This window comes from Phytomonospora sp. NPDC050363 (assembly GCF_040655735.1).
Taxonomy (GTDB): Bacteria; Actinomycetota; Actinomycetes; order Mycobacteriales; family Micromonosporaceae; genus Phytomonospora.
This window is the reverse complement of sequence record NZ_JBFAKK010000004.1, coordinates 391,111-413,625: the sequence shown is the minus strand read 5'-3', so window position 1 is coordinate 413,625 and position 22,515 is coordinate 391,111. Positions and strand designations below refer to the sequence as shown.

Sequence of the window (22,515 nt, the reverse complement as noted above, 5' to 3'; positions counted from 1 at the left end):
GGACTGGACTAGAGCAGTGTTCTAGAAATATGCTCTACTCATGATAGTGAGGCGCCGGCCCGAGCGGCCTACGTCCCGCCACCCAGAAGGGGAACGCCCGTGAAGCCCTTGCAGGACTCGGATCCGCGCACCGTCGGAAGATACCGGGTGCTCGCCGAGATCGGCGAAGGCGGGATGGGCCGCGTCCTGCTCGGCGCCGCGCCGGACGGGAAACTCGTCGCGCTCAAGCTCATCCGGCCCCAGTTCGTCGCCGACGAGGGCTTCCGCACCCGCTTCCGGCACGAGGTCGACGCTTCCCGGCAGGTCGCGGGACCGTACACGGCCGCCGTCGTGGACGCCGACGCCGACGCGCCGACACCGTGGCTGGCCTCGGAATTCGTGCGAGGGCCGTCTCTCGAACAGGCGGTCGCGGCGAGCGGCCCTCTCCCCGAAGACCAGGCGCTGCGCCTCGCCGCCGGCCTGGCCGCCGCGCTGACCGAGGTCCACCGCGCGGGGATCGTGCACCGAGACCTCAAGCCCTCCAACGTGATCCTCTCCCCCGACGGCCCCAAGGTCATCGACTTCGGGGTCGCCCGGGCCGCCGACGGTGACGGCCGCAGCGCCCTGACGCACACCGGCTGGGTGGTCGGCTCACCGTCCTTCATGTCCCCCGAGCACGCCGGCGAGCAGCCGGTGAGCGCGGCGAGCGACATCTTCTCCCTCGGCTGCGTGCTCTACCTCGCCTGCACGGGGCGGGCGCCCTTCGAGGGCGCCACCCCCATGCAGGTCCTCTACCAGGTCGTCAACGGCCATCCCGACTTCAGCGCGATCGCACCCACGGTCCGCGCGATCGTCGAACGCTGCCTCGCCAAGGATCCCGCCGCGCGCCCGACCCCGGACGAGATCCAGCGGGCCGTCGGCATGGTCGCGCCGAGCGGGCAGCCGTGGACCCCTCCGGTGCAGCACATGATCGGCGAGCAGAACGCCGCGATCGGCTACTTCGCCTCCTGGTCACCGGGCGGTCCGCCCGCCGCGCCGACGGTTCAGGAGTACGCGCTCGCCGACGAGAGCGCGCGGCTCGATCAGATGGCGCACTACGAGACCGCGCCGGCCTGGCAGTACGCCCCGCCTCCCCCGTCGATCACACCCATGGGCGGGTGGCCGGCGCCGAGCGGGCCGCCGTTCCTGGCACCGCCGCCGCCGAAGTCGACCACGGCCCGGGACATGTCGATCGTCGGCGGCGCGTTCGTGCTCGTCCTGCTGATCGTGATCGCCGTCGTCATCGCCGTCAGCGGCGACGGGGACTCGGGAACGCTGGACACCGCCGGGGAGACCCCCACCGACTACTGGGACGATCCGGCGACCGAGGACACCGAGACGCCGACGACCGAGCCGACGCCCACCTTCGACCCCACCGACCTCGACGACGTCTCCACCGACGACACGCCGATCACCTCGACCGCGCTGCTCCCCGACTCCTTCACCGACTCCGAGGAAGTGCTCTACACACTGCGCTCGGCGGGCGAGGTCGGCTGCGAGCAGGACTCGCACACCGCGGACATCCAGGACATCCTCGACGACTACGGCTGCGACGAGATGGTCGTCGGCAGCTATGTCGACCACACCGACCAGATCCTCGTGTCGGTCATGGTGATGCCGCTCGACGACGCCGCCGGCGCCGAGGACGCCTACGACCGTGCGGTCGACACCTACACCCAGGACTGGGGGATCTGGTGCCCGGCCGACCCCGAGCCCGGCCACGAGATCTGCGACGAGGACCAGTACTGGTCGGACGCCGAGATGGCCGGTTACATGTCGCAGTCGCACCGGTACCTGATCCACTCCACGGCGCTCTACATCAACCTCAGCGAGGACGGCAGCATCACGGAGTGGGTCACCGCGGCCGCCGACGAAGCGGCGAGCGCGGCGGGCCCTCAGAACTATTACGACGACTGGTGACCGGCGGCCACGGTCGCGGCGAGCGCCGGCGCGAACTCCTCGAAGTCGATGCGGCGGTCGTGGTCGGCGTCGGTGAGCTTGAAGATCAGATCGATCTGCTCATTGGCCAAGATGCCCTCGTAGTACTTCTTCATCTCGCGAGGGGTGATGAATCCGTCGCCGTCGAGGTCGATCTCACTGAAGGCGCGGACGGCGTCCTCGAGTTCGCTCATGGTCTCGTTCCTTTGCGGGGGTAGGTATCGGGGGCGTTCGGGCGATCACCCTGTGGGCGGGTGCGGGTCCTTGCGGTAGGTGTTGCGTTCGTTGATCTCGCCATCCTTGCGGTGGCCGATCCATTCGAGGCCCTCGCGCTCGGCGGTACCCTGTGCCGCTTCCACCGCGTCGCTCTTGAGGTCGAAGTACGCCGATGCGCGGCCGCCGCCCTCGCGGAGGTTCTTCCACTGCTCGCGCTCCGCGTCCCACACGGTGTGGATCTCGCTGGTCATGGTCGATCTCCTCTCGTGTCGTCAGCCTCCTGGTGGCGGCTCCTCAGGGGTCTTACCCACAACGGGTCCGGTCAACCGCGCGGACGAACGGCGAAAAGCGTGTGACGACGCTCTCAAGGCATAAAAGGTCGATCTTGCGGGTAAGACCCTGTTACCCCTTTTGGAGGCCCACCATGACTCTTGGAACGCTCAGCGCCGCCCACCATGTCGCCGCCGCCCGTCTGCTCGACGACGGTGATCCCGCGTTCGAGGACGCCGACTTCGACACGGCGGTCCCCGTCGTGCTCGACACCCTTCCGGACGTGAACGACGTCGAGCGCGAACTTCGCGAAGAGGCCCGGCTGACGATCCTCTAGAGCGAACGCCATCTCAGCGCACTCCGGTGCCGACCGCGGCCGCGGTCGGCACCGGAGTTCTTTGTGCGCCGGTGCACCTGGGGTGGGTCTGGACCCACCCGGCCGGGGGTCTGGACGGATACCGGTGAAGGGCGCGCGTCCATAGCGTCTTCAAGGACCGGTTCGGTGCCCCCGCACCGCCGGGACCTGGAGGAACGCGATGTTCGTACTGCTTCTGCTCGGCCGGATCGAGCCGCGCCGGCGAGTCCTCGCCGGCGCGTCGTTCACCGTCGCCGGCCTCGCCTGGACCGTCGTGGCCCTGGCGGTGGCGCCCGGCTTCGCCGTGCACGGCCTGGTGACGGCCGTGACCGGTGCCGTCCTGTGGATCAGCGGTGTGATCGGCCGCCGGCGGGCGCGTCCGGACGGCGAGGTCACTCCCGCCGGCCACGGCGACGGGCGGTGAACCGGCGTGGTGAACACTGAGTCGATCACGGCGGAAGGAAAGACCATGGCATCGCGGCTGCGTTCGGGTGGAGCGATCCCGGTCGGCCTTTACCGGTCGGCGGTCCTGGTCGCGCTCACCGGGCCCGTGGCGCTGGTCGCCGCCGGGGTCGGTGTGCCCGGTCTGCTGTTCGCCCTGTCCTGGTCCGACGGCTCGTCGCCGCCCTTGGCGGTCCGGTTGCTCGCCCTCGGCGGCGAGATGCTGATGGCGCTGCTGTGGACGAGCGTCGCGGTGTGGCTCACGTGGGTCTTCGCCGGGCGCGCGCTCAGCGAGGCGGCCCGCAGGGTCCTCGGCCGCTGGCGGGGTGCGCCGATCGAGTCGAGCTACCTGCCGGTCGCGCCGGTGACGCGGATGGCGACGGGCTACTGGTGGAACGGCCACGAGTATCACGGCAGCGAGCGCGAGGCGCGCCGCCGCGCGCTCCTGGACGGCCTCCGGCGTGATCCGCAGGCCCGCCGTGACGCCGCCTGGCTGCTGGCCGCGGGCATCACCGTACTGCCGGTCGCGGCCCTCCCTCTCGCGTCCATCGCCTTCGGGGTCTGGCTCTGGCCGCCGCCTGGCCTCCGGCCCGTCGGTGCGGGGCTCGTCGTCGCGGGCCTGGCCGGTGCGCCGTTCGCGTGGCGCGTCGCCGGGCCGCTCGCCACCCGCCTGCTGACGCCTCCCCGCGGTTCCCAGCCGCCTCAGCGGGTCGAGGAGCTCGAAGCGATCCGGGCGGATCTGACCCGGACCCAGTTGTCCGAGCTGGAGCGGATCGAACGCGGGCTGCACGACGGGCCGCAGGCGCGGCTGGTCGCGCTGGGCATGTCGATGGGCGCCGCCGAGCGGCTCATCGAGCGGGACCCGGCCGCCGCCCGGAAGGTCCTCGCCGACGCCCGGGCCGCGTCGGCCGCCGCGCTCGACGAGCTGCGGTCGCTGGTCCGGGGCATCAACCCTCCCGTCCTCACCGAACGAGGACTCGTCGACGCGGTGCGGGCGCTGGCGCTCGACGCCCCGATCCCGGTCACGGTGCGAAGCGGCCTTTCCGGCCGGCCCGAGCGCCCGGTGGAGGCCGCGGTCTACTTCGCCGTCGCCGAACTGCTGGCCAACACGGCCAAGCACGCCGACGCCGCGTGGGTCACGGTCGAGTTCGACCATGGTGGTCGCGTGCTGACCGCGACGGTGACCGACGACGGCTCCGGCGGCGCGGTTAGCTCGCCCGGTTCCGGCCTCAGCGGCATCGAGCGGCGACTCGCGGCCTTCGACGGGAGCGTCCGGATCGACAGCCCGGCCGGCGGGCCGACCCGGATCGAGGTGACCGTGCCGTGCGCGTTGTCGTAGCCGAGGACCTGTTCCTCCTGCGAGACGGCCTGGTCCGCCTCGTCGAGGCGTACGGACACGAGGTCGTCGCCGCCGTCGACAGCGGGCCCGCCACCCTCGACGCGCTCCTCGCCCTGCGGCCCGACGTCGCCGTGGTCGACGTGCGCCTGCCGCCGACCTTCAGCGACGAAGGCCTCCAAGCGGCGCTCACCGCCCGCAAGACCGTGCCCGGCCTGCCGGTCCTGATCCTGTCCCAGCACGTCGAGCAGCTCTACGCGCGAGAACTGCTCGCCGACGGCCACGGCGGCATCGGCTACCAGCTCAAGGACCGCGTCTTCGACGCCGACCAGTTCGTCGACGCGCTCCAGAGGGTCGCCGACGGCGGCACCGCCCTCGACCCCGCGGTCGTCGCCAAGCTTCTCGGCGGCCGCGCCGACCCGCTCGCCGCCCTCACCGAACGCGAGCGGTCGGTACTGGAGCTGATGGCCGAAGGGCTCTCGAACGCGGCGATCGCCGGGCGGCTGTTCCTCAGCGAGGGCGCGATCAGCAAGTACACGACCGCGATCTTCGGCAAACTCGGCCTCACCGCCGACGACGACACCAACCGCCGGGTACGGGCCGTGCTCGCCTACCTGTCGCAGACCCGGGAGACGTGAGAGGCGGACCGGACCTTTCGGCCGGTCCGCCCTCATGCCGCAGTGATCAGGCGCAACGTGGGCCCGTGCAGCCCGCGCACCAGCAGTCGCCGGTGCCGGAGCAGCAGAAGCGGCAGATCTTGAAGTCGCAGCAGCCCGCCAGTTCCACGGCGCAGGCCCGTGCCGCGGTCTTGGGGACTACCCGGCGAAGCATCCAGTCGCCGACCTTGCCGATGATCCGGTCCATTCTCGTCTCCTCCAGATCGGTCTTCTCGTTGCCTTGAGCCGGTCACGGCGGCGGTACGCCGGCCCTCGCCGCGCGGCCGCTGGGCCGGTGGCCGCACTCGGCGGCCCGGGCGGTGGACCCGCCCCCTGACCCGGCTCGCCGGCGGCCTGCGGCCACCGACGCCGCCAGTGAAGCCCGCCGGCGCGTCAGATCCCTTTCATTCCCGCGTCATCGCCGCTCAGGGGCCCGGCGGTCACAGGCTCGTGAGCCTCGACGGCGCCGCGAGGGCGACAGCACCGCCCGCCGGCGGTGAGCGGCCGGTACAGGCGCCCCAGGCCTCGCGGCGGAAGGGAAGCCCGTCGGCCGGCACGCCGAGGGCGCCGAGGAAGCTCCGGACGACCGGGGCCGCGTCGAGGGGGTCGGCGCAGAGCTGTGGCGCCCTGTCCGGATGCGGCGAGGAAGCTCCGAGTCCGTCCGGCGACGTCGACCTCCCAAGGCCCCGAGGACCTTCACCGTCAAACTGGCACGGCCCCTCCTCCCGAACCGCGGAAGCGGCCGCGTGGGGCCTGTGTGGGCCCGGTCCAGCACTCCCCCGGCCTGCGACGACGCACGGATGAAGCCGTTGTGACAACCCCGGGCCATAGCCTCGGCGAACACCACGGGCACGAGTGGCCCGTGGTCGGGGAAGCACGGCCAGGTCCCCGCCGCCGGACGGGGCGGCGGGGGCCGCGTGCCCGCTCCAGCGTCACGGCCGGGTTCGCCAAAGGACCCCCACACCCCGGGGCCCTTGGCCGTAGGCTGACCGGCGAGTGGCCGCCGGAGAGCGTGACGACCTCCCACACGGCGTTCGGCCGCCGACCGCATGACACCTGGGGAGGACGTCGTGTCCGAGTACGACGAGCGCCGGCGTCCGGCGAAAGGCGCCCGCGGACCGCGAGGCCACCGCCGGAAGAAGAAGCGGAGCACGGGGCTCATCGTCGCGCTGGTGATCGCGCTGTGCGCCGGAGTCGCCATCGGCGGGGTGCTCGCCTACGACCGCCTGTTCGGCGAGGCCGCCGACTACGAGGGCGCCGGAACCGGCGAGGTGCTGGTCACCATCGAGCCGGGCGCGAACCTCGGCGACATCGGCGGCGTCCTCGCCGCCGCCGACGTGGTCGCCAGCGCCGGGGCCTTCGTCGAGGCCACCATGGACACTCCCGCGGCGACGAGCATCGGCCCGGGCACGTACGCGATGCGCCTGCGGATGTCGGCCGAGGCCGCCCTGGAACGGCTGCTGTCGCCCGACAGCCGCCAGGTCGACGGCTTCACCGTCAAGGAGGGCTGGCAGACCTTCCGCATCTACAAGGAACTCTCCGCCGAGTTCGACATCCCCGTCAAGGACTTCGAGAAGGCCGCCGAGGACACCGGTGAGCTGGGCATCGACCCGTCCTGGTACACCCGCCAGGACGGTGGGAAAGCCGCCGAGGGCCTCGAAGGCTTCCTCTTTCCCGCCACCTACGAGATCGACGAGAGCATGGAGGCCGGCGAGATCCTCACGGCCATGGTCACCGAGTTCATGGAGACCGCCGACACCGACGGCCTGCGCGAACTCGCCGAGGCGAAGAACGTCGCGCCCTACGAGGCGCTGATCATCGCCTCCATCATCCAGGGCGAGGGCATCGAGAAGGACTTCGCCAAGATCTCGCGCGTCATCTGGAACCGCCTCGACCCCGAACAGTGGGACCCGCCGTTTCTGAACATGGACTCCACCACGAACTACTGGCGCGAACTCAACGGCGAGAAGCGCAAGGACAACCTCACCGACGAGGAGAACCACGACCCCGACAACCCGTACCAGACCTACGGCAACCTCGGCCTTCCCCCGGGCCCGATCGGCAACCCCGGCAAGGCCGCCCTCGACGCCGCGTTCGCTCCCGAGGACGGCCCCTGGCTCTACTTCGTGAAGATCGACAAGGACGGCAACTCGGCCTTCGCGGTGACCGCCGAGGAGCATCAGGCCAATGTCGACAAGGCGATCGCGAACGGGGCTTACTGACGCGGGCCGGGCTCCGGGGGCGCAGTAATATCGCTGCGCCCCCGACAAAGGAGATCCGTTGCGCGCCCGCATCCCCACCGATCCGGACCGCTGAGCCCGTGTACATCGCCAGCGCGCGCCGCCCCGAGGCGACCGGTCCGGGCCGAGGCGCCGGGAAGGTCGCGGCGAACGTCGTGGCCCTCGGCGCCGTCAGCCTGGTCACCGACGTCTCCAGCGAGATGGTCACCGCGATCCTGCCGCTCTACTTCGTCATCGGCCTGGGCCTCAACCCCTTACTGTTCGGCTTCCTCGACGGTCTCTACGCGGGGGCGACGGCGCTCGCGCGACTGGCGGGCGGACATGTCGCCGACCGCTTCCAGCGCCGCAAGGCCGTCGCCGGGGCAGGCTACGGGATCTCGGCGGCGGCGAAGCTCGGGCTGCTGGCCGCGGGCTCCTCGGTGCCGTGGATCGGCGCTGCCCTGGTCGCCGACCGAGCCGGCAAGGGACTGCGCACGGCGCCGCGCGACGCGCTGATCTCCCTGTCGAGCGACGCCTCCGCGCAGGGCCGCGCCTTCGGAGTGCACCGCGCGATGGACACCGTCGGCGCCTTCCTCGGGCCGCTGGTGGCCTTCGGGATCCTCTACACCTCACCAAACGCCTACGACGCGGTGTTCGTGGTGAGCCTGTGCGTGGCCCTGTTCGCGGTGGTCCTCCTGGCGCTGTTCGTCCGCGACCACCGCCAGGCGCTCCCGGCTCGCGCCGTGACACTGCGGGCCGGCCTGCGACTGCTGCGCGGCCGGGCGTTTCGCCGCGTGTGCCTCGTGGCGACGCTGCTCGGACTGGTCACGATCAGCGACGGGTTCCTCTACCTGCTCCTCTCGGACCGATCGGGGCTCACGCCGACGGTCTTCCCCCTGCTGCCCCTGGGAACCGCGGCGGCCTTCCTGCTGCTCGCCTGGCCGCTGGGCAGACTCGCCGACGCCGTCGGCGCCTTCCCGGTCTTCCTCGGCGGCCACGTGGCACTGCTGGCGGCCTACGGCGTGCTCCTCGCGACCGGCTCGTCGGGCGGGACGGCGGCCGTGATCGCCGTCGTGGCCCTGCACGGCGCCTACTACGCGGCCAGCGACGGTGTCCTCATGGCACTGGCCGGCCCGCTGCTCCCAGCGGCGGTCAAGGCCAGTGGCCTCGCCCTTGCCCAGACCGGGCAGGCCGTCGCCCGGCTGGTCTCCTCGGTCGCCCTGGGATGGGGCTGGATGTACCTGGGCGTCGACAGCGTCCTGTGGGCCGCACTGATCGCCCTCGCGGCCGGAATCGGCGTGGCCGCGGTGGCGCTGCGGCCGGGCACCACCGCAACGGAGGAAAGATCATGACCGCGCGTCTCAAGCTGTGGATCGCGCTCGGCTCGGGCCTGGCGCTGTTCGCCGTCGCCGCGATCTACACCGTCACCGCGATCGACCGGACCGCCCCCGAGGCATCCGGCGAGCCGGTGACGCTGGCCGCCGGCAACCTGTACTTCCGCGACCTCGGCACCGGCCGCGTCGCGGTCGTGCCCGCCGCCGACCCGGCCGCGACCCGGCCGCGACCCGGCGGGTCTCGGCGCTGACCTGCGAACGCTTCTCCGCAGCCGTCGACCACGCCGTCTGCCTGACCACCTTCGACGTGATCGTCGTCGACCCGAGGCTGCAACCACTGCACAGCACCGGCAACGGCGGCATCCCCAGCCGGGCCCGGATCTCGCCATCGGGCCGCAAGGCTGCCTGGACCAGCTTCGCCACCGGCGACTCCTACGCCGCCGCCACCGAGTTCTCCACCCGCACCGGCGTCATCGACACCGCCACGGGCGAGGCCTGGGAGAACATCGAGGACCTCGCGCTGACCTGGGACGGGCGCGCATACGAGGCCGCCGACGTCAACTACTGGGGCCTCAGCTTCGCCCCCGACGACGACACCTTCTACGCCACGGTCAAGACCAAGGGAAGCGTGCACCTGGTGCGCGGCAGCGTCTCAGGGCGCTCCGCCACCGTCATCGCCGACGACGTCGAATGCCCCTCGCTGTCTCCGGACGGGACCCGGATCGTCTACAAGCGACCCAGCCCCGATCTGGACCCGGCCTGGCGCCTGCACGTTCTCGACCTGGCGACCATGACCGACGTCGCGCTCGCCGAGACCGCCGGGATCGACGACCAGGCGGTGTGGCTCGGCGACGGCACCATCGCCTACGGCCGCGACGGGAATGTGTGGACCGTGCCCGCCGACGGCGGTGGCGCCCCGAGCCTGCTGCTGCGCGACGCGGCTTCCCCGTCGCTGGTGCCGTAAGCGGGCGGTGCCCCCGCCGAGATGGCGAGGGCACCGCCGCCGGCTCGTCAGCCGGTGGTCGCGCCGGGGCAGATCCCCGTCTGCGGGCTGTGCCGCTGCCAGCTGAACACGCCCGGGTCGGCGGTGTCGATGGTCAGCGAGACCCACTCGGGCACCTGGTTTCCGCACACCTCCAGCCGGCTGAGGTTGGCCAGCCCGGCGTAGGTGGCGTCGTACTCGAACTTGTGCTCGTCGCCGTGCACGATCAAGACGGGCTTGCCGAACTCGGCGGCCTTCGCCTTGATCTTGTTGCGGATCTCCAGGAAGCCGCTCGCCGTGGTCGGCTCGGCCTGGGTCACCAGGAGAACGCCGGGGGCGTTCTCGTTCTTAGCCCGCAGGAAGGCCTCGTCGATCCAGGTGAGATTGGCGGTCATGCGGCCGTTGTACTCCGCCTGCCGCGCCGCCGGCTGGTCCCCGCCGGGCAGACCGGTCCAGGGGTTGAGGCCGTTGGCGCTGCCGATCATGTGGAAAGTCGCCACGATGACGCCCTGGATCCGCGTGCGGGTGTTCTCCACGTAGCCCTGCTGGTAGCTGACGTCGAGCGGGGTCTGGCCGAGCGTCTTGCCGGGCGTCGGGTAGAAGATCCGCCGGATCGCGTCGAGCCGTTCGGTGGGGACGAACTGGCCGTTGTCGCTGCGGTGGCAGTCGGCCCAGTCGTTGTCGCCCGGAGTGAAGAACACCGGGTCGGAGAAGGTGTTGAACGAGTCGCGGACACCCGTGAAGTAGGCGTCGCTGCACGCGCCGCTCGCCTTGGTGTCGCCGACGTGGAAGACCCGCACGACACCCGAGGCGCCGTTGATCGCCGAGACCAGCGCGGGGTACTGCCCCTGCTGCGTCGTGCTGTAGGGGCTGTCACCGATCAGCGCGACGACCGAGGTTCCCGCCGCGACAACGGGGGGCGAGGTCTCGCCCGCCCAGGCCACGACCCCCGCGCCGGTCACGGGAAGCACCGCGGCGAGGACGACGGCGACCTTCGCGTGTCGCCGGAACCACCTTCGCATTGTCGATCTCCATTCATGAGGGGAGGCCAGTGTGCCACAGGCGCAGTCCACTGGGGACGGTCGTGAACGCGCTTTCCCGACCGCCCTCACGGGAGCATCAGGCGGTCGCTCTCTCCGGCGCCGACAAGTTCCCCGTCGAAGTAGAGGCTGGCCCGGGCGAAGACCGGACCCGAGCCGGTGCGCAACACGTCGCTCCAGTGCACGTCGAACACATAGCGCGCGCGGAAGGACAAGACCGTGCCGTCCGACTCCCGGCACATCTGCACCTCGACGTCGACGTCCTGACGCCTGGCCGCGTGGTCGAGCGAGGAGAAGCCCTCGAAACGCGACCAGGCCGTGCCGCAGCGCGGCGAGTAGCGCAGCTCGACCTTGCCCATGATCACCGGACGGGCGGTGAGCGCGAGTTTGCGCGCGTGGGCGGTGATCGCGTCGGCGCCGCAGCCGGCGCGGTCGGGGTCGGCACCGTCGACCGGTTCCTCGGCGGGCCAGGCCGAGGCCGGTGGCACCTCGGCGTCCTCCTCCGCGATGAGACGGCGCAGCACGTGCCAGCGCTCAGCCCACGGCTCGGGCTCCCCGCCGCACGCCTGGACGAAGGCGAGCAGGACCGGCAGCGACGGTAAGGTGCGACCGGCGGCGGCCTCGGCCAGCGCCGAGCGCGAGAAGTACACCCGGGCCGCCATCTCGCGGTAGCTCGGGCCACCGGCGGCGGCGCGCAACGCGCGCAGTTCGGCGGCCAGGCGCCCGGCCAGTCCGGCGTTCGGACTCAGTTCGCGTTCCCTCCGGCCCATCGACGCGGCCTCCTCTCCTCGGCATAGCAGGATTGTCCACGGACAACGCACATCTGGCGAGGCGTCGGCCCGATCCCCGATCATGGGCGCATGAAACAGCGAATCTCGGTAGCCCTGGCCCTGGCCACGGCTTTACTCGTGGGCGCGCCGGCAGCGGCCCACGCCTCCCCTCTCGCCGCGCAGTCACTGCGGGCGGCCGTCGACGAGGCTCTCCAGGGCCGCTCGACCGATTCCCACGCCGGCACCCATGTCGAGATCACGCGCCAGGACGGCGACTCCCGCGCCTTCGGCACGGCCGTGCTCACGAGCACCACGCACACCGACGAGCACCCCGAGGGGTGGCTCTTCCTCGCCGAGAAGTCCGGTGGCACCTGGCGGGTGGCGCTGGACGGCACGGCGGAGTTCACCGACATGGCCGCCGAGGCCGAACTGCTCTCGGCGCGGGAGCGCACCGCGTTCACCGCCGAACCGACCGGCCTCAACGCCGGCGGCGACTTCCGCACCGGCATGCGGCTTCCCTACGCGGTCGGGCAGAGCTGGCGGATGACCGGCGGCCCGCACGGCTGGGGCAGCGGGGCACCGTGGAGTTCGATCGACCTCGCCGGCGGGGACGGCCGCGTACTGGCCGCCCGCGGCGGCACCGCCTACACGATGTGCAAGGGCTGGGTCCGCGTCATCCACGACCGCGGCTACTCCACCGACTACTACCACCTGTTCAACAACATCAACGCCAACGGCCTCGCGGTCGGTGAGGGCGCATTCCTCGGCAACATCGGCACCGACGTCACCTGCGGCGGCTCGGCGACCGGCGCGCACGTCCACTTCGGACTGCGCCAGAACAGCGCCTACGTCGGCATGGCCGGGCACAACCTCGGCAAGTGGTCGATGGAGAACGGCGGCGCCGCCTACCAGGGCTCGGCCCTGCACGGCAGCGCGCGGGTCTACGTCGGCGGAGCGCTGTACAACTACGGCGCCCTCGGTCTCACCCAGGGCATCGTCGACGCCAACGGAGGCGGATCGCTCAACAAGCGGTCCGGCCCCGGTACCGGATACGGCGTGGTCGGATCGGTCACCGACGGTGCGACGGTGTCGGTCTCGTGCTCGTCGTACGGCACCTCGCACACCGGACGCTACGGCACCACGAACGTGTGGAACAGGCTCTCCGACGGCGGGTGGATCTCTGACGCCTTCCTGTGGACGGGCGTGAACGGGACCATCAACGGGTTCTGCTGAGCACCGCGGGCGGGCCGCCACGGTGGCGGCCCGCCCGGCCAGATCCACAAGGGAGAATCAGCCGCCGTCCATGGCCCGCCGGAGCTCGGCCGCCGCGCGGACATGGGCGGCGGCCTCCGCCTCGCGGCCAAGGCTCGCGAGGGCGTCGGCCATGCCGTGATGCGCGCGAGCCCGCTGCCACGGCACGTCTCCGGCGTTGCCGAGTGCCTCGGTGTGCAGCGCGAGCGCGGTGGTCGCCTCGCCGAGAAGGGCGCTGGTCTCGCCGGCGTCGTTGCAGACCGCCGCCGACAGCGACGCCGGTCCGTGGCGGCGGCCGATCGCGAGGGCCCGGTCGCGGTGGTCGAGGGCCTCGGCCTGCCGGCCCGCCCGGGCGTGGACGAGGCCGAGCAGACCCGAGGTCGTGGCCTCCCCCGTCAAGTCGCCCAGCCGGCGGTAGAGGCCGAGGGCCGTGCGGAGATGGCCGATCGCGACAGAGTGCTCGCCGAGGTCGGTGTGGGCGCGGCCGAGACCCGCGTTGGCGAGCGCCTCGATGATCGGGGCGGGGATCGATCGGCCGAGTTCGAGGGCCCGGAGCTGGTGGGCGATCGCGTCGCGGTGCCGCCCGAGCAGGCCGTCGAGGCGGCCGAGGTCGGTGAGATTCCCGGCTTCGTTGAGCCGGTCTCCGCAGGCGCGCAGCGCCTCGATCGCGGGCTCCAGCAGGGAACGCGCCTCGGTGAGCCGTCCGGCGCGGCGGTGGCCGTGGCTGAGGTCGGCCGCGGCGAGGGCCGCGAGCCGCCGGTCGCCTTCGCTTCCGGCGATGTCGAGGACCCGCCGGTGGCAGGCTTCGGCGTCGGCGGGTCGGCCGGTCATGCCGTAGGCGTTGCCGAGGCTGACGCCGATCGCCTGCTCGGCGGTGCGGTCGCGTGAGGCGGCGGCCAGCGGGAGGACCGCCTCGTGGCCTTCGACCCAGTCGGAGAGGTGTCCGCGCAGGAGGTGGAAGCGCCACAGCAGGCGCGGCAGGCGCCAGGTGGGTTCGTGGCCTCGCTCGGCGCCCCGGCGGGTCAGTTCGAGCAGGCCCTCGCGTTCGGTCTCCAGCCACGCCAGTGCCGTGGCGCGGTCGGTGAAGGGAGGCGCGGGGTCCGGCTGACGGTCCCGGGGGTGCTCTGGCCGCTCGCCGACGGGCGCGCGGGCCGGGTCGGGGTCGACGAGTTCCATGGCCGCGTGGGCGGTCCTCAGGTACCAGTCGAAGAGGCGCCCGAAGTGGGCGGTGTCCTCGCCGGCGAGTTCGGCGGCGAAGTCGCGCAGCAGGTCGTGGAGGCCCCAGCGGTCGGGGCCCGTCCGGTGGACGAGGTGGGCGTCGGCGAGGGTTTCGAGAGCGGCGAGGGTTCGTGCGCGGGTTTCCCCGCCGAGGACGGCGACGGCGTCGGTCGTGAAGCCCGGCGCGGGCGGTAGGGCCAGGAGCGCGAAGAGTTTCCGGTCGGCCGCGGTGAGGGCCCGGTGGGATCGTTCGAAGGCCGCCCGGACGGAGCCGTCGCCCTCGACGGTGAGTTGTGCCCAGCGGTCGGGGCCGGTCAGTGCGCGCGCCTGCTCGGCGAGCGCGCGGCCGGGGTGGCGCGCGAGGTGGGCGGCGGTGATGCGCAGTGCCAGGGGAAGCCCTGCGCAGGCGGTGACGAGGGCCGTGGCGGCTTGGGGTTCGGCGGTCAGGCGCGCGGCGCCGATCATGTCGGCGAGCAGGGCTCGTGCCTCGTCCTCGGCGAGCATGCCGACGCCGAGGTGTTCGCCGCCTTCGCGGACGGTCAGGCCGGTGAGCGGGGATCTGCCGGTCACGAGGGTGAGGCTGCCGGGGTGGGCGGGCAGGAGGGGGCGTACCTGCTCGGCGGAGGCGGCGTCGTCGAGCAGCAGGAGGACGCGACGGCCGGCGATGGTGCTGCGGTAGAGGGCGGCCGCCTCGTCGGTGTCGCCGGGAACGCGCTCGGGTGGGACGCCCAGCGCGCGCAGCAGGCGGGCGAGCGCGGTTTGCGGGCGGACGGGCCGTCGGCCGGAGTGTCCGCGGAGTTCGAGGTGGAGGGTGCCGTCGGGGAAGGAGTGGGCCGCGCGGTGCGCCCAGTGCAGCGCGAGCGCGGTCTTGCCCGCTCCGCCGGCGCCCGACAGGATCGCCAGTGCCGGTCCGGCGGCGAGGCGGCCGGGGTCGGTCAGCTCGTCGAGGGCGGCGAGTTCGGCGGTGCGGCCGGTGAACCCGGTGGGAGACGGTGGCAGCTGGCGCGGGACGGGGGGCGAGGCATCCGGTGCGGGCCGGGGTGCCGGGGGCCGGTTGCCCCGCAGGATCGAGCGGTGGAGTTCCCTCAGCGTTGAGCCGGGGTCGAGGCCGAACTCCTCGGCGAGGGCCGCGCGGCAGCGCTCGTACACTTCCAGGGCCTCGGCGCGGCGCCCTTCGCCGGCGAGGACCCGCATGTGGAGGGCGGCCAGGTCCTCGGCGGCCGGGCGGTCGCCGGTGAGTCGGGCGAGTTCGGGCAGCGCCTCGGCGACGCGGCCCAGGGAGACCTCGGCCGACAGCCAGTCGAGCCGGGCGCGGGAGCGCAGCTCGATCAGTTCGGCGCCCAGCCGGGACCGCAGGGCCGGCGAGGCGTCTCCGGCGAGCAGGGGGCCGCGCCACAGTTCCAGCGCCGAGCGCAGCAGCCGCGCCCGCTCCGCCGTGTCGGCACCGGCGGCCTCGGCGACGGTGACGCGGAACCGTTCGGCGTCGACCGAATCGGGCGGGACGGTCAGGACGTAGGCGGGCCCGTCGGCGCGCAGCGACACACCGTCGGCGGGCGCCAGGACGCGCCGCAGCCGGGCCATGTGGCTGTGCAGGCTGCGCAGCGCGCCGCCGGGAGGCTCGTCGTCCCAGAGCAGGCCGAGCAGTCGCTGGGCGAGGACCGGGCGGTTGCGGGCGAGGAGGAGGACGCCTAAAAGGCAGCGTTCGCGCCTTCGGGTGACGCGCACACGCCGGTCGGCGAGCTCGAGCGAACAGGGGCCGAGGATGCCGAAGCGCACGGCCCGAAACTACCGGCGGGGATCATCGGTGGCAACCGTCCGTCAACCGTCGCGCAACGCAGTGGCGCGAGGCTGCTGTCGGCCCGAACGGGCTCCCGCTAGCAGTGGAGGACGCCATGCTGAACCGTTTCGCCGATCGCATGCTCGCCCGGATCGCACCGAAGGCCGCGTCGAAGGCGGCATGCACCGTGAAGCACTGGACGACACCATGCCCGGGCGGGCTGCTGCACTACTGCACCCGCTACGCCGACTGCAGTCAGTACTGCACGCCCTGCATCTGAGGCGGCGGACCGGGGCCGGACGGGCCCCGGTCCTTCGCGGAGGGCCGCTCTCCGGCCGTGGACTATGGTCGATGATCCACTCCCGAGGAGGACCGTCCATGACCGCCGAGATCCGTGTCGCCCCCACCGACGCCCGCGCTGGGCTGTTGTTGCGCCGCTGGCGCCCCGATGACCTCGACGTGGTCGTCGCCGCGTACACCGATCCGCAGCAGCGGCAGTGGACGCGGTTCACCGTCGACGGCACGGCGGGCGGGCTCGAATGGCTCGGCGTGCAGGAGCGGGGCTGGGCCGCGGGCGACCGGATGAGCTTCGCGGTGTGCGAGGACGACGGGTCGGACGTCCCCCTGGGGCACGTGGTCCTCAAGCGCCCCGACCGGACGGGCGGGAGCGCCGAGGTCGGGTACTGGACCACCGCGGCGGCGCGGGGCAGGGGCATCGCGTCGCGGGCGCTCTCCGCCATCACCGAGTGGGCCTTCACGACCTACGGTGACGACGGGCTTCGGCGCCTCGAACTGCGCCACGACGTCGGGAACGAGGCGTCGTGCCGGGTCGCGGAGAAGAACGGGTTCCCTTTCCGCGAGCTCGTCGCGGGGGCCGGCGAGCTCGGCGAGGGCGAGCACCTGCACGTTCGGGAGGCCGGCGGGGGGTCGTGAGTCGGGGGCTGGGCGGAATCCGCCCAGCCCAGTCCCACGAGCGTCTGCGTGCCGGGCGCGGTAGGCCGTCTCGGCGAATGACCGCGCGCCCCTACACCCCGGCCCGCCCAAAAAACTTCCCCGCCCCTGTCCTTCTCGCCGCTGCCCGTTCGTAGTGAAGGTGAACCCGACGCTCGAAGGGACACCGACATGACTCTCCGCGACGCACGATCCGACACGAAGGGCCCCACCATGCGACCTGAGGAGATTCTCGCCTGGGTGAAGGCCGAACGGCTCTCCTTCGCCGACTTCCTCGAAACCCTCGACGAGCACGAGTGGGACGCCGACTCCCTCTGCGCGGGCTGGACGGTCCGCCACGTGGCCGCGCACACGACCATGTCGACCCGCCAGACGCTGTTCATGACCATCAAGGGCACGATCCGCGCACGCGGCGACTGGGACCGCATGGAACGCGAACTCGCCTGGGAGCGGGCGGCCATGTTCGAGCCGGCCGAGATCATCGCCCAGATCCGTGAGACGGCCGGCTCGGCGCGCCGCGCACCAGGCGCGGGGCGCCTCGACCCGCTCGTCGACTTCCTGGTCCACGGGCAGGACGTCGCGCGGCCCCTGGGCCGTTCTCGCCAGATGCCCGTCGAGCAGGCCGCGGTGGCCCTCGGGCAGGTCGTCGGGAGCGTCTTCTACGGCGCCGGGAAGCGGCTGCGCGGCACTCGCATCATCGCCACCGACTGCGCCTACGCCCACGGCGATGGCCCGCATGAGCTGCGCGGACCGGTCGGCGACCTGCTCCTCGTGGCCACCGGCCGTCCGGCCGGGCTCGCCGCGCTGGAAGGGCCGGGCGTGGCGCGGGTCGCGGCCGCCCTCTGACGATTGCCGGGGCGGCCGTCAGGCCCGCAGTCCGTCGAGCACGACCCGAAGGCTGATGCGCCACTGCTCGCTTCCCGGTTCGAGGCCGATGGTGTGGTCGGCCGGCACGACCCCGGCGAGCAGCCAGGCGATGTCCTGCCAAGTGAGGTCGGTGCGCACCGCGCCCGACCGCTGCGCGCGTCCGACGAGGTGCTCCAGCCGCTCCCGGAGGACGGCGCTCACGTCACCGAGGTCGAGGCGGGCGTCGGAATCACCGAGGGCCTCGTTGAGCCCGCAGCTGGCGGCGCGCAGGCGGACGTAGACGGTGGCGAAGTCGACGAGCCCCTGCCAGGAGTCCTCGGCCTCCAGGGCACGGTCGGCGACGGCGAGCATGCCGCCGGCGAGTTCCAGCAGGACCGCCCGCAGCAGCGCCTCGCGAGTCCCGACCCGCCGGTAGAGGGTGCCGATGCCGACCCCGGCCCGGCGGGCGATCTCGTGCGCGGTCGCGTCGAGGCCGATCTCGTCGAGGGCCTCGCGGGCGGCGGTGACGAGGCGTTCGACGTTGCGCCGCGCGTCGGCGCGGGGACGGGCGGCTTCGTCGGCGAGGAGGAGGTCGATGGCGGTGCTGCTCACCACACCACCCTAGCAACAAGTGGACGCCTCACGTCCGCTTAGTTAGCCTCGCAGGGAAACGGACGCCATACGTCCACTTATGGAGGCGACATGATCAAGGTCGGTGTCATCGGGGCGAGCGCCGGGCAGGGCTGGGCCGGACGCTCCCACATTCCCGCACTCCAGGCCCTCGACGACTACGAACTCACCGCCGTCGGCACCAGCCGGCCGGAGTCCGCCCGCGAGGCCGCTAGGCTCCACGGTGCCGCCCACGCCTTCACCGACGCCGGTGAACTCGCCGCCCACCCGGACGTCGACCTGGTCGTCATCACGGTGAAGGTCCCCGCGCACGCCCGGCTCGTCCGCGCCGCGATCGCCGCCGGGAAGCACGTGCTGTCGGAGTGGCCGCTGGCGCTCGGCCTCGCCGAGGCCGCCGCCCTGCGCGCCGAGGCCGAGCGCGCCGGCATCCGGCACGCCATCGGCCTCCAGGCCCGCCACTCCCCCGCCGCGCTGCGGGCTCGCGAGCTGATCGCCGCCGGCCGCCTCGGCCGCCTCACCTCCGTCACCGCACACGTCACGCGCAGCAAGGGAACCGGCGCGACGACCACCGCGCACAACGCCTACACCGCCGACCGCGCCACCGGCGCCGGACTCGTCGAGGTCGCCGGCGGACACACTCTCGACCTGCTGGAGTTCCTGGCCGGCGAGATCACCGAGGTCGCCGCGGCCACCGCCGTCCAGCACCCGCGCCTGACCGTCGCCGAGACCGGGGAGACCATCACGGCCAGCGCGCCCGACCACCTGATGCTGCACGGGTCCTTGGCCTCGGGAGCCTCGCTGTCGGCCTACCTCCAGGACGCCAAGCGCACCGATCCGCACGCCCGGCTGGAGATCTCGGGCACCGAGCGCGAACTGCTGCTGACCACGACCCCGCGCCCGGACATGCTCGCCGCGCAGATCCAGATCGGCGAACTGTCCCTCTTCGAGGCCCGCGCGCCCGGCGAGCCGTGGGCGCCGGTGCCGGTGCCCGCCGACGACACGCTCCCCGAGCAGGTCCGCAACGTGGCCGCCCTCTACCGCGATCTGGCCGCCGACCTGCGCGACGGCGGGCACCGCGTCGCCGGTTTCGGCGAAGCCGAGCGGGCCCACCGGGTGCTCGACGCGGTGTCGCGCTCGGCGGCCGACGGGGTCCGCCGCAAGGTCTAGGAAAGTCCGGACAGACGTGCCTCGATGACCGCCGCCTCGGGGTATCCGCCGGACGCGAAGAACGCCAGCGCGCTCCGCAGCCGCTTCGGCCCCTCGGCGTCGCCGAGGCGGGTCAGCAGGTCGCCGAGCGCGTGCTCGGCGGTCGCCGCGATCCACCCTGTGCCGATGCGTTCGGAGAGGCCGATCGCGGACTGGAGGTTGCCCACCGCCTCGTCGTGCTCGCCGAGGCCGGCTTGCGCCGCACCGATCTGTCGCAAGGCCGTCGCCTCCTGCTGCGGGCGGTGGTGGGCGTCGAGGAGGTCGAGCTGTTCCATGGCGTGCGCGGCGGCCTCCTCGAAGCGTCCGGCGGCCAGGAGCGCGTCGGTCAGGAACGACAAGGTCGAGATCAGGCCGAACGGGTGGCCGTGCTCGCGGAGGTAGGCGGTGGACTCGCTCATCCCGGCGATGGCCGTGGCGTGGTCCCCCGACACGTAGGCGAGCGCGTCGCGTTTTCCATCCAGTTCCTGCATCGCGCGGGGGTCACGGGTGGAGGACACGAGTTCTTCGAGCCGCGCGAGTTCGGCGCGGGCCTCGGTGAGCCGGCCGAGGCGGGCGAGGGTGCCGACGGCGTGGTCGCGGATCTGCGCCTCGGCTCGCGGGTCACTTTGCCTTCGCGCGATGGCCGCGGCCTTGAGGAGCATCTCTGCGGCCTCGACGTGACGCCCCTGCTTGTTGCGGACGAGGCCGCCGTCGTAGAGGTGGACGAACTCACCGCGCGGGTCGCCGGCCTCGGAACGTAGGTGGGCGGCGCGGGTGAAACAGGCCATGGCCTCGTCATAGACGGCGAGGTCGCGCAGGGTGATGCCGAGCTGGTTGACCAGCCGCCCTTCGGCGGCCGGGGAGTCGAGGACGCGCGCGGCCTCCAGACCGAGCTCGGCGAGACGGCGGCGCTCGGGGAGGCCGCCGTAGATGTTGAGGTAGGTCAGCACGATCGTGCACAGTTCGATGCCGTGGGCGTTGTGGCCGGCGGCGAGGTTGTCGTCGATGAGCTGCCGGATGGTGGGCAGCTGCTCGCCGAACCATTTCTCCGCAGCGGCGAGGTCCGCGGGGAGCGGGTGCGGCGGGCTCTCCGGCGTGACGAGGCCGAGCAGGCGGGTCTCGGGAGCGAGCAGGCGGATGGCGGCATGCGCGACGGCGATGTAGGTCTCGGTGAGGGCGAGCAGCGCGACGTCGCGCTCGGCGCCCTCCCCCACGGCTCGGGCCGCGTACTGGCGCATGAGGTCGTGGACGCGGTAGCCGCCGGCCGTCGTGCCGTCGAGGAGCAGGTGCGAGTCGAGGAGGTGTTCCAGGCCCTCCTCGGCATCCTCGGGCGTGAGGCCGGTGACGGCGGCGGCGACGTGCCGGTCGAACTCGGGTCCGGGGAAGACGCTCAGCAGGCGGAAGAGGCGGCGATGGGACTCGTCGAGTTCCCCGTAGGAGAGGTCGAAGGCGCCGAAGACCCCGCCGCGCACCAGGTCGGCGCCGGAGGTGAGCCGGCGCAGTAGATCCTGCGGGGTCCACGTCGGCCGGTTGCGCAGCCGGGAGGCGGCGACGCGCAGCGCGAGCGGCAGCGAGCCGCAGGCGGCGGCGATGCCCCGGGCCGTCTCGGCGTCGGGGTCGGTGCCCGCCTCGGCGGCGAACAGCCGGGCGGCGTCCTCGGCCGGCAGGCTCGCCAGCGAGATCGGGCGGGCGTCGACGAGGTCGACGAGGCGGCGCCTGCTCGTCACCAAGGTGAGGGATCCGCTCGTCGCCGGCAGCAGCGGCCGCACCTGGGCGGCGTCGCGGGCGTTGTCGAGGAGCAGCAGGACGCGGCGGCCGGCGAGCGCCGTTCGCCAGGCGGTCGCGCGCTCGTCGGGTTCGTCGGGAACCTCGGCGCCGATCGAGCGGAGCAGCCGCTCCAGCGCATGTTCCGGCGGCATGGGCGGCACGCCTTCGGCGTACCCGCGCAGGTCGAGGTACAGCCGGCCGTCGGGGAACCGGGCGGCGAGCCCGCGGGCGGCGTGCACGGCGAGGGCGGTCTTGCCGACGCCGGCCATCCCGTCGATGACGACGAGTCCACTGTGGGCGGCCTTCGCGACGGCGGCTAGTTCGCCTTCACGACCGAGGAAGCCGGGCGTGTCGGTGGGAAGCTGCGCCGGCGCCGTGCGGGCCGTTCCGGCGGCGGGGACGGTCGTGGCCGCGTTCACGCGGGACACCAGGGCGGGGTCCTGCGCGAGGATGCGCCGGTGCAGGCCCCGCAGCTCGGGTGAGGGGTCGCTGCCGAGTTGGTCTCGCAGCCCCACCCGGACGGTCTCGAACACCGCCAGCGCTTCGGCCGGGCGTCCGCAGCGGTACAGCGCGAGCATGGACCGGGCCGCGAGCGGCTCGGCGAGCGGTTCGGCGGCCACGAGCGCGCTCAGTTCGTCGACGACGGCGGCGTGGTGGCCGGCGTCCAGTTCGAGGCGGTAGCGCTCGGCGAGGATGTTGAGGCGTTCGCCGCGAAAGCCGGTCCGGAACCGTTCGGCCCAGCGTCCGCCGATGCCGACGAGGGCTTCCTTGTCGGCCAGGCGCGCGGTGTGCCGCCACACTTCGAGGGCCTCGCCGGTCTTCCCGGACTCGTGCAGGGCGGCGGCCTCGGCGGTGAGGCGGCGCAGGTCGTGGACGTCGACCTGCTCGGCGGCGGTGTCGAGGACATAGCCGCCGGCCACGGCGCGATCGATCCGCGCGGCCGAGGTGTGGCGCAGGGCGGCGCGCAGGCGGGTGATGTGGCTGTAGAGGACGTTCATCACCGACTCGGGCGGGTCACCGTCCCAGACGCGGTCGATGAGCTCCTCTTTGGACACCGGCGTGCCCGGGCGCTCGGCGAGGACGGCGAGCACACAGGCACGCTTGGGCGCGGCGACCGGGGCCGGCAGGGCTCCGGCGGCGATCTGGACCGGGCCGATGAGGCTGATGAGCATCGTGGGCGGGCTCCTCGGTCGCGGGTGCCACCGAGGATAACGGGAAGGGCCCGCGTCGCCGTCGGCCGAGTCGGGTCGGGACTCGCGCGCGTCCCACCGAAAATACTTCGATGACCGAATAATCTCGTCCGGGAGGGGTATCC

22 protein-coding genes are annotated in these 22,515 nt (G+C 72.9%); 14 read left to right on the top strand and 8 right to left on the bottom strand.

What is annotated here, in order from left to right; all coding sequences use genetic code 11:
* Positions 1–99: 99 nt before the first annotated feature.
* Positions 100–1,938, top strand: coding sequence for a serine/threonine-protein kinase (locus AB0I28_RS13320; protein ID WP_357492840.1), 1,839 nt, complete (start codon positions 100–102; stop codon positions 1,936–1,938).
* On the opposite strand, the gene AB0I28_RS13315 is transcribed toward AB0I28_RS13320, so the two are convergent.
* On the bottom strand, positions 1,923–2,150 hold the full coding sequence (locus AB0I28_RS13315; RefSeq protein ID WP_357492838.1) for an EF-hand domain-containing protein: 228 nt from the start codon (positions 2,148–2,150) through the stop codon (positions 1,923–1,925). The two genes, AB0I28_RS13320 and AB0I28_RS13315, sit on opposite strands and share 16 nt — an antisense overlap.
* A gap of 45 nt (positions 2,151–2,195) precedes the next feature.
* Positions 2,196–2,423: a DUF2188 domain-containing protein gene (locus AB0I28_RS13310; RefSeq protein ID WP_357492836.1), complete on the bottom strand. Its 228-nt coding sequence runs from the start codon at positions 2,421–2,423 to the stop codon at positions 2,196–2,198.
* Positions 2,424–2,596: 173 nt separating this feature from the next.
* On the opposite strand from AB0I28_RS13310, the gene AB0I28_RS13305 reads away from it, so the two are divergent.
* The 4 genes from AB0I28_RS13305 (at position 2,597) to AB0I28_RS13290 (ending at position 5,212) form a co-directional block, all read left to right on the top strand.
* Positions 2,597–2,779 carry a hypothetical protein gene (locus tag AB0I28_RS13305; RefSeq protein WP_357492834.1) on the top strand — a complete coding sequence of 61 codons (183 nt, stop codon included), beginning with the start codon at positions 2,597–2,599 and terminating at the stop codon, positions 2,777–2,779.
* Positions 2,780–2,978: 199 nt separating this feature from the next.
* On the top strand, positions 2,979–3,221 hold the full coding sequence (locus tag AB0I28_RS13300; protein WP_357492832.1) for a hypothetical protein: 243 nt from the start codon (positions 2,979–2,981) through the stop codon (positions 3,219–3,221).
* A 45-nt stretch (positions 3,222–3,266) separates the two neighbouring features.
* The gene (locus AB0I28_RS13295; protein WP_357492830.1) at positions 3,267–4,577 is read left to right on the top strand and encodes a histidine kinase; all 1,311 of its coding nucleotides are present in this window, start codon (positions 3,267–3,269) and stop codon (positions 4,575–4,577) included.
* Positions 4,562–5,212, top strand: a complete 651-nt coding sequence (locus AB0I28_RS13290; protein ID WP_357492828.1) for a response regulator transcription factor — start codon at positions 4,562–4,564, stop codon at positions 5,210–5,212. The genes AB0I28_RS13295 and AB0I28_RS13290 overlap by 16 nt, the downstream gene beginning before the upstream one ends.
* A gap of 46 nt (positions 5,213–5,258) precedes the next feature.
* Here the strand turns inward: AB0I28_RS13290 and AB0I28_RS13285 are convergent, their stop codons facing one another.
* Positions 5,259–5,438: a hypothetical protein gene (locus tag AB0I28_RS13285; protein WP_357492826.1), complete on the bottom strand. Its 180-nt coding sequence runs from the start codon at positions 5,436–5,438 to the stop codon at positions 5,259–5,261.
* Positions 5,439–6,300: 862 nt separating this feature from the next.
* Between AB0I28_RS13285 and mltG the strand changes: the two genes are divergently transcribed.
* The 4 genes from mltG (at position 6,301) to AB0I28_RS13265 (ending at position 9,747) form a co-directional block, all read left to right on the top strand.
* Complete coding sequence (gene mltG, locus AB0I28_RS13280; RefSeq protein WP_357492824.1) at positions 6,301–7,452, top strand: endolytic transglycosylase MltG; 1,152 nt, start codon at positions 6,301–6,303, stop codon at positions 7,450–7,452.
* Between the two features lie 98 nt (positions 7,453–7,550).
* On the top strand, positions 7,551–8,801 hold the full coding sequence (locus tag AB0I28_RS13275) for an MFS transporter (RefSeq protein WP_357492822.1): 1,251 nt from the start codon (positions 7,551–7,553) through the stop codon (positions 8,799–8,801).
* The gene (locus AB0I28_RS13270) at positions 8,798–9,034 is read left to right on the top strand and encodes a hypothetical protein (protein ID WP_357492820.1); all 237 of its coding nucleotides are present in this window, start codon (positions 8,798–8,800) and stop codon (positions 9,032–9,034) included. Before AB0I28_RS13275 ends, AB0I28_RS13270 begins: the two co-directional genes overlap by 4 nt.
* A gap of 56 nt (positions 9,035–9,090) precedes the next feature.
* Complete coding sequence (locus tag AB0I28_RS13265; RefSeq protein WP_357492818.1) at positions 9,091–9,747, top strand: hypothetical protein; 657 nt, start codon at positions 9,091–9,093, stop codon at positions 9,745–9,747.
* A gap of 47 nt (positions 9,748–9,794) precedes the next feature.
* Here AB0I28_RS13265 and AB0I28_RS13260 read toward each other — a convergent pair whose 3' ends face one another.
* Both AB0I28_RS13260 and AB0I28_RS13255 read right to left on the bottom strand, forming a co-directional pair.
* On the bottom strand, positions 9,795–10,787 hold the full coding sequence (locus AB0I28_RS13260) for a hypothetical protein (protein WP_357492816.1): 993 nt from the start codon (positions 10,785–10,787) through the stop codon (positions 9,795–9,797).
* Positions 10,788–10,873: 86 nt separating this feature from the next.
* A complete protein-coding gene (locus AB0I28_RS13255) occupies positions 10,874–11,575 on the bottom strand; it encodes a DUF2690 domain-containing protein (protein ID WP_357492814.1) in 702 nt (233 codons plus the stop codon).
* A gap of 90 nt (positions 11,576–11,665) precedes the next feature.
* Between AB0I28_RS13255 and AB0I28_RS13250 the strand changes: the two genes are divergently transcribed.
* Positions 11,666–12,808, top strand: coding sequence for a peptidoglycan DD-metalloendopeptidase family protein (locus AB0I28_RS13250; protein WP_357492812.1), 1,143 nt, complete (start codon positions 11,666–11,668; stop codon positions 12,806–12,808).
* A 57-nt stretch (positions 12,809–12,865) separates the two neighbouring features.
* On the opposite strand, the gene AB0I28_RS13245 is transcribed toward AB0I28_RS13250, so the two are convergent.
* Positions 12,866–15,820: a BTAD domain-containing putative transcriptional regulator gene (locus AB0I28_RS13245; protein ID WP_357492810.1), complete on the bottom strand. Its 2,955-nt coding sequence runs from the start codon at positions 15,818–15,820 to the stop codon at positions 12,866–12,868.
* 116 nt (positions 15,821–15,936) lie between these two features.
* Between AB0I28_RS13245 and AB0I28_RS13240 the strand changes: the two genes are divergently transcribed.
* The 3 genes from AB0I28_RS13240 to AB0I28_RS13230 all read left to right on the top strand — a co-directional run bounded on the left by AB0I28_RS13240 (position 15,937) and on the right by AB0I28_RS13230 (position 17,618).
* On the top strand, positions 15,937–16,101 hold the full coding sequence (locus tag AB0I28_RS13240) for a hypothetical protein (RefSeq protein WP_357492808.1): 165 nt from the start codon (positions 15,937–15,939) through the stop codon (positions 16,099–16,101).
* Between the two features lie 98 nt (positions 16,102–16,199).
* Positions 16,200–16,754, top strand: coding sequence for a GNAT family N-acetyltransferase (locus tag AB0I28_RS13235; protein ID WP_357492806.1), 555 nt, complete (start codon positions 16,200–16,202; stop codon positions 16,752–16,754).
* A 231-nt stretch (positions 16,755–16,985) separates the two neighbouring features.
* Positions 16,986–17,618 carry a maleylpyruvate isomerase family mycothiol-dependent enzyme gene (locus AB0I28_RS13230; RefSeq protein WP_357492804.1) on the top strand — a complete coding sequence of 211 codons (633 nt, stop codon included), beginning with the start codon at positions 16,986–16,988 and terminating at the stop codon, positions 17,616–17,618.
* An 18-nt stretch (positions 17,619–17,636) separates the two neighbouring features.
* On the opposite strand, the gene AB0I28_RS13225 is transcribed toward AB0I28_RS13230, so the two are convergent.
* Entirely contained in the window at positions 17,637–18,230 is a 594-nt protein-coding gene (locus AB0I28_RS13225; protein WP_357492802.1) for a helix-turn-helix domain-containing protein, read from the bottom strand.
* 90 nt (positions 18,231–18,320) lie between these two features.
* On the opposite strand from AB0I28_RS13225, the gene AB0I28_RS13220 reads away from it, so the two are divergent.
* Positions 18,321–19,415, top strand: a complete 1,095-nt coding sequence (locus tag AB0I28_RS13220) for a Gfo/Idh/MocA family oxidoreductase (RefSeq protein ID WP_357492799.1) — start codon at positions 18,321–18,323, stop codon at positions 19,413–19,415.
* Here AB0I28_RS13220 and AB0I28_RS13215 read toward each other — a convergent pair.
* Positions 19,412–22,372 (bottom strand): BTAD domain-containing putative transcriptional regulator, encoded by a 2,961-nt coding sequence (locus AB0I28_RS13215; RefSeq protein WP_357492797.1) that lies wholly within the window; start codon positions 22,370–22,372, stop codon positions 19,412–19,414. The two genes, AB0I28_RS13220 and AB0I28_RS13215, sit on opposite strands and share 4 nt — an antisense overlap.
* Positions 22,373–22,515: the final 143 nt, after the last annotated feature.

Coding starts and splice junctions, on each gene's coding strand:
- AB0I28_RS13250 (WP_357492812.1), top strand. CDS start 11,666: ATGAAACAGCGAATCTCGGTAGCCCTGGCCCTGGCCACGGCTTTACTC.
- AB0I28_RS13270 (WP_357492820.1), top strand. CDS start 8,798: ATGACCGCGCGTCTCAAGCTGTGGATCGCGCTCGGCTCGGGCCTGGCG.
- AB0I28_RS13285 (WP_357492826.1), bottom strand. CDS start 5,438: ATGGACCGGATCATCGGCAAGGTCGGCGACTGGATGCTTCGCCGGGTA.
- AB0I28_RS13315 (WP_357492838.1), bottom strand. CDS start 2,150: ATGAGCGAACTCGAGGACGCCGTCCGCGCCTTCAGTGAGATCGACCTC.
- AB0I28_RS13310 (WP_357492836.1), bottom strand. CDS start 2,423: ATGACCAGCGAGATCCACACCGTGTGGGACGCGGAGCGCGAGCAGTGG.
- AB0I28_RS13295 (WP_357492830.1), top strand. CDS start 3,267: ATGGCATCGCGGCTGCGTTCGGGTGGAGCGATCCCGGTCGGCCTTTAC.
- AB0I28_RS13235 (WP_357492806.1), top strand. CDS start 16,200: ATGACCGCCGAGATCCGTGTCGCCCCCACCGACGCCCGCGCTGGGCTG.
- AB0I28_RS13220 (WP_357492799.1), top strand. CDS start 18,321: ATGATCAAGGTCGGTGTCATCGGGGCGAGCGCCGGGCAGGGCTGGGCC.
- AB0I28_RS13255 (WP_357492814.1), bottom strand. CDS start 11,575: ATGGGCCGGAGGGAACGCGAACTGAGTCCGAACGCCGGACTGGCCGGG.
- AB0I28_RS13305 (WP_357492834.1), top strand. CDS start 2,597: ATGACTCTTGGAACGCTCAGCGCCGCCCACCATGTCGCCGCCGCCCGT.
- AB0I28_RS13300 (WP_357492832.1), top strand. CDS start 2,979: ATGTTCGTACTGCTTCTGCTCGGCCGGATCGAGCCGCGCCGGCGAGTC.
- AB0I28_RS13260 (WP_357492816.1), bottom strand. CDS start 10,787: ATGCGAAGGTGGTTCCGGCGACACGCGAAGGTCGCCGTCGTCCTCGCC.
- AB0I28_RS13215 (WP_357492797.1), bottom strand. CDS start 22,372: ATGCTCATCAGCCTCATCGGCCCGGTCCAGATCGCCGCCGGAGCCCTG.
- AB0I28_RS13230 (WP_357492804.1), top strand. CDS start 16,986: ATGCGACCTGAGGAGATTCTCGCCTGGGTGAAGGCCGAACGGCTCTCC.
- AB0I28_RS13240 (WP_357492808.1), top strand. CDS start 15,937: ATGCTGAACCGTTTCGCCGATCGCATGCTCGCCCGGATCGCACCGAAG.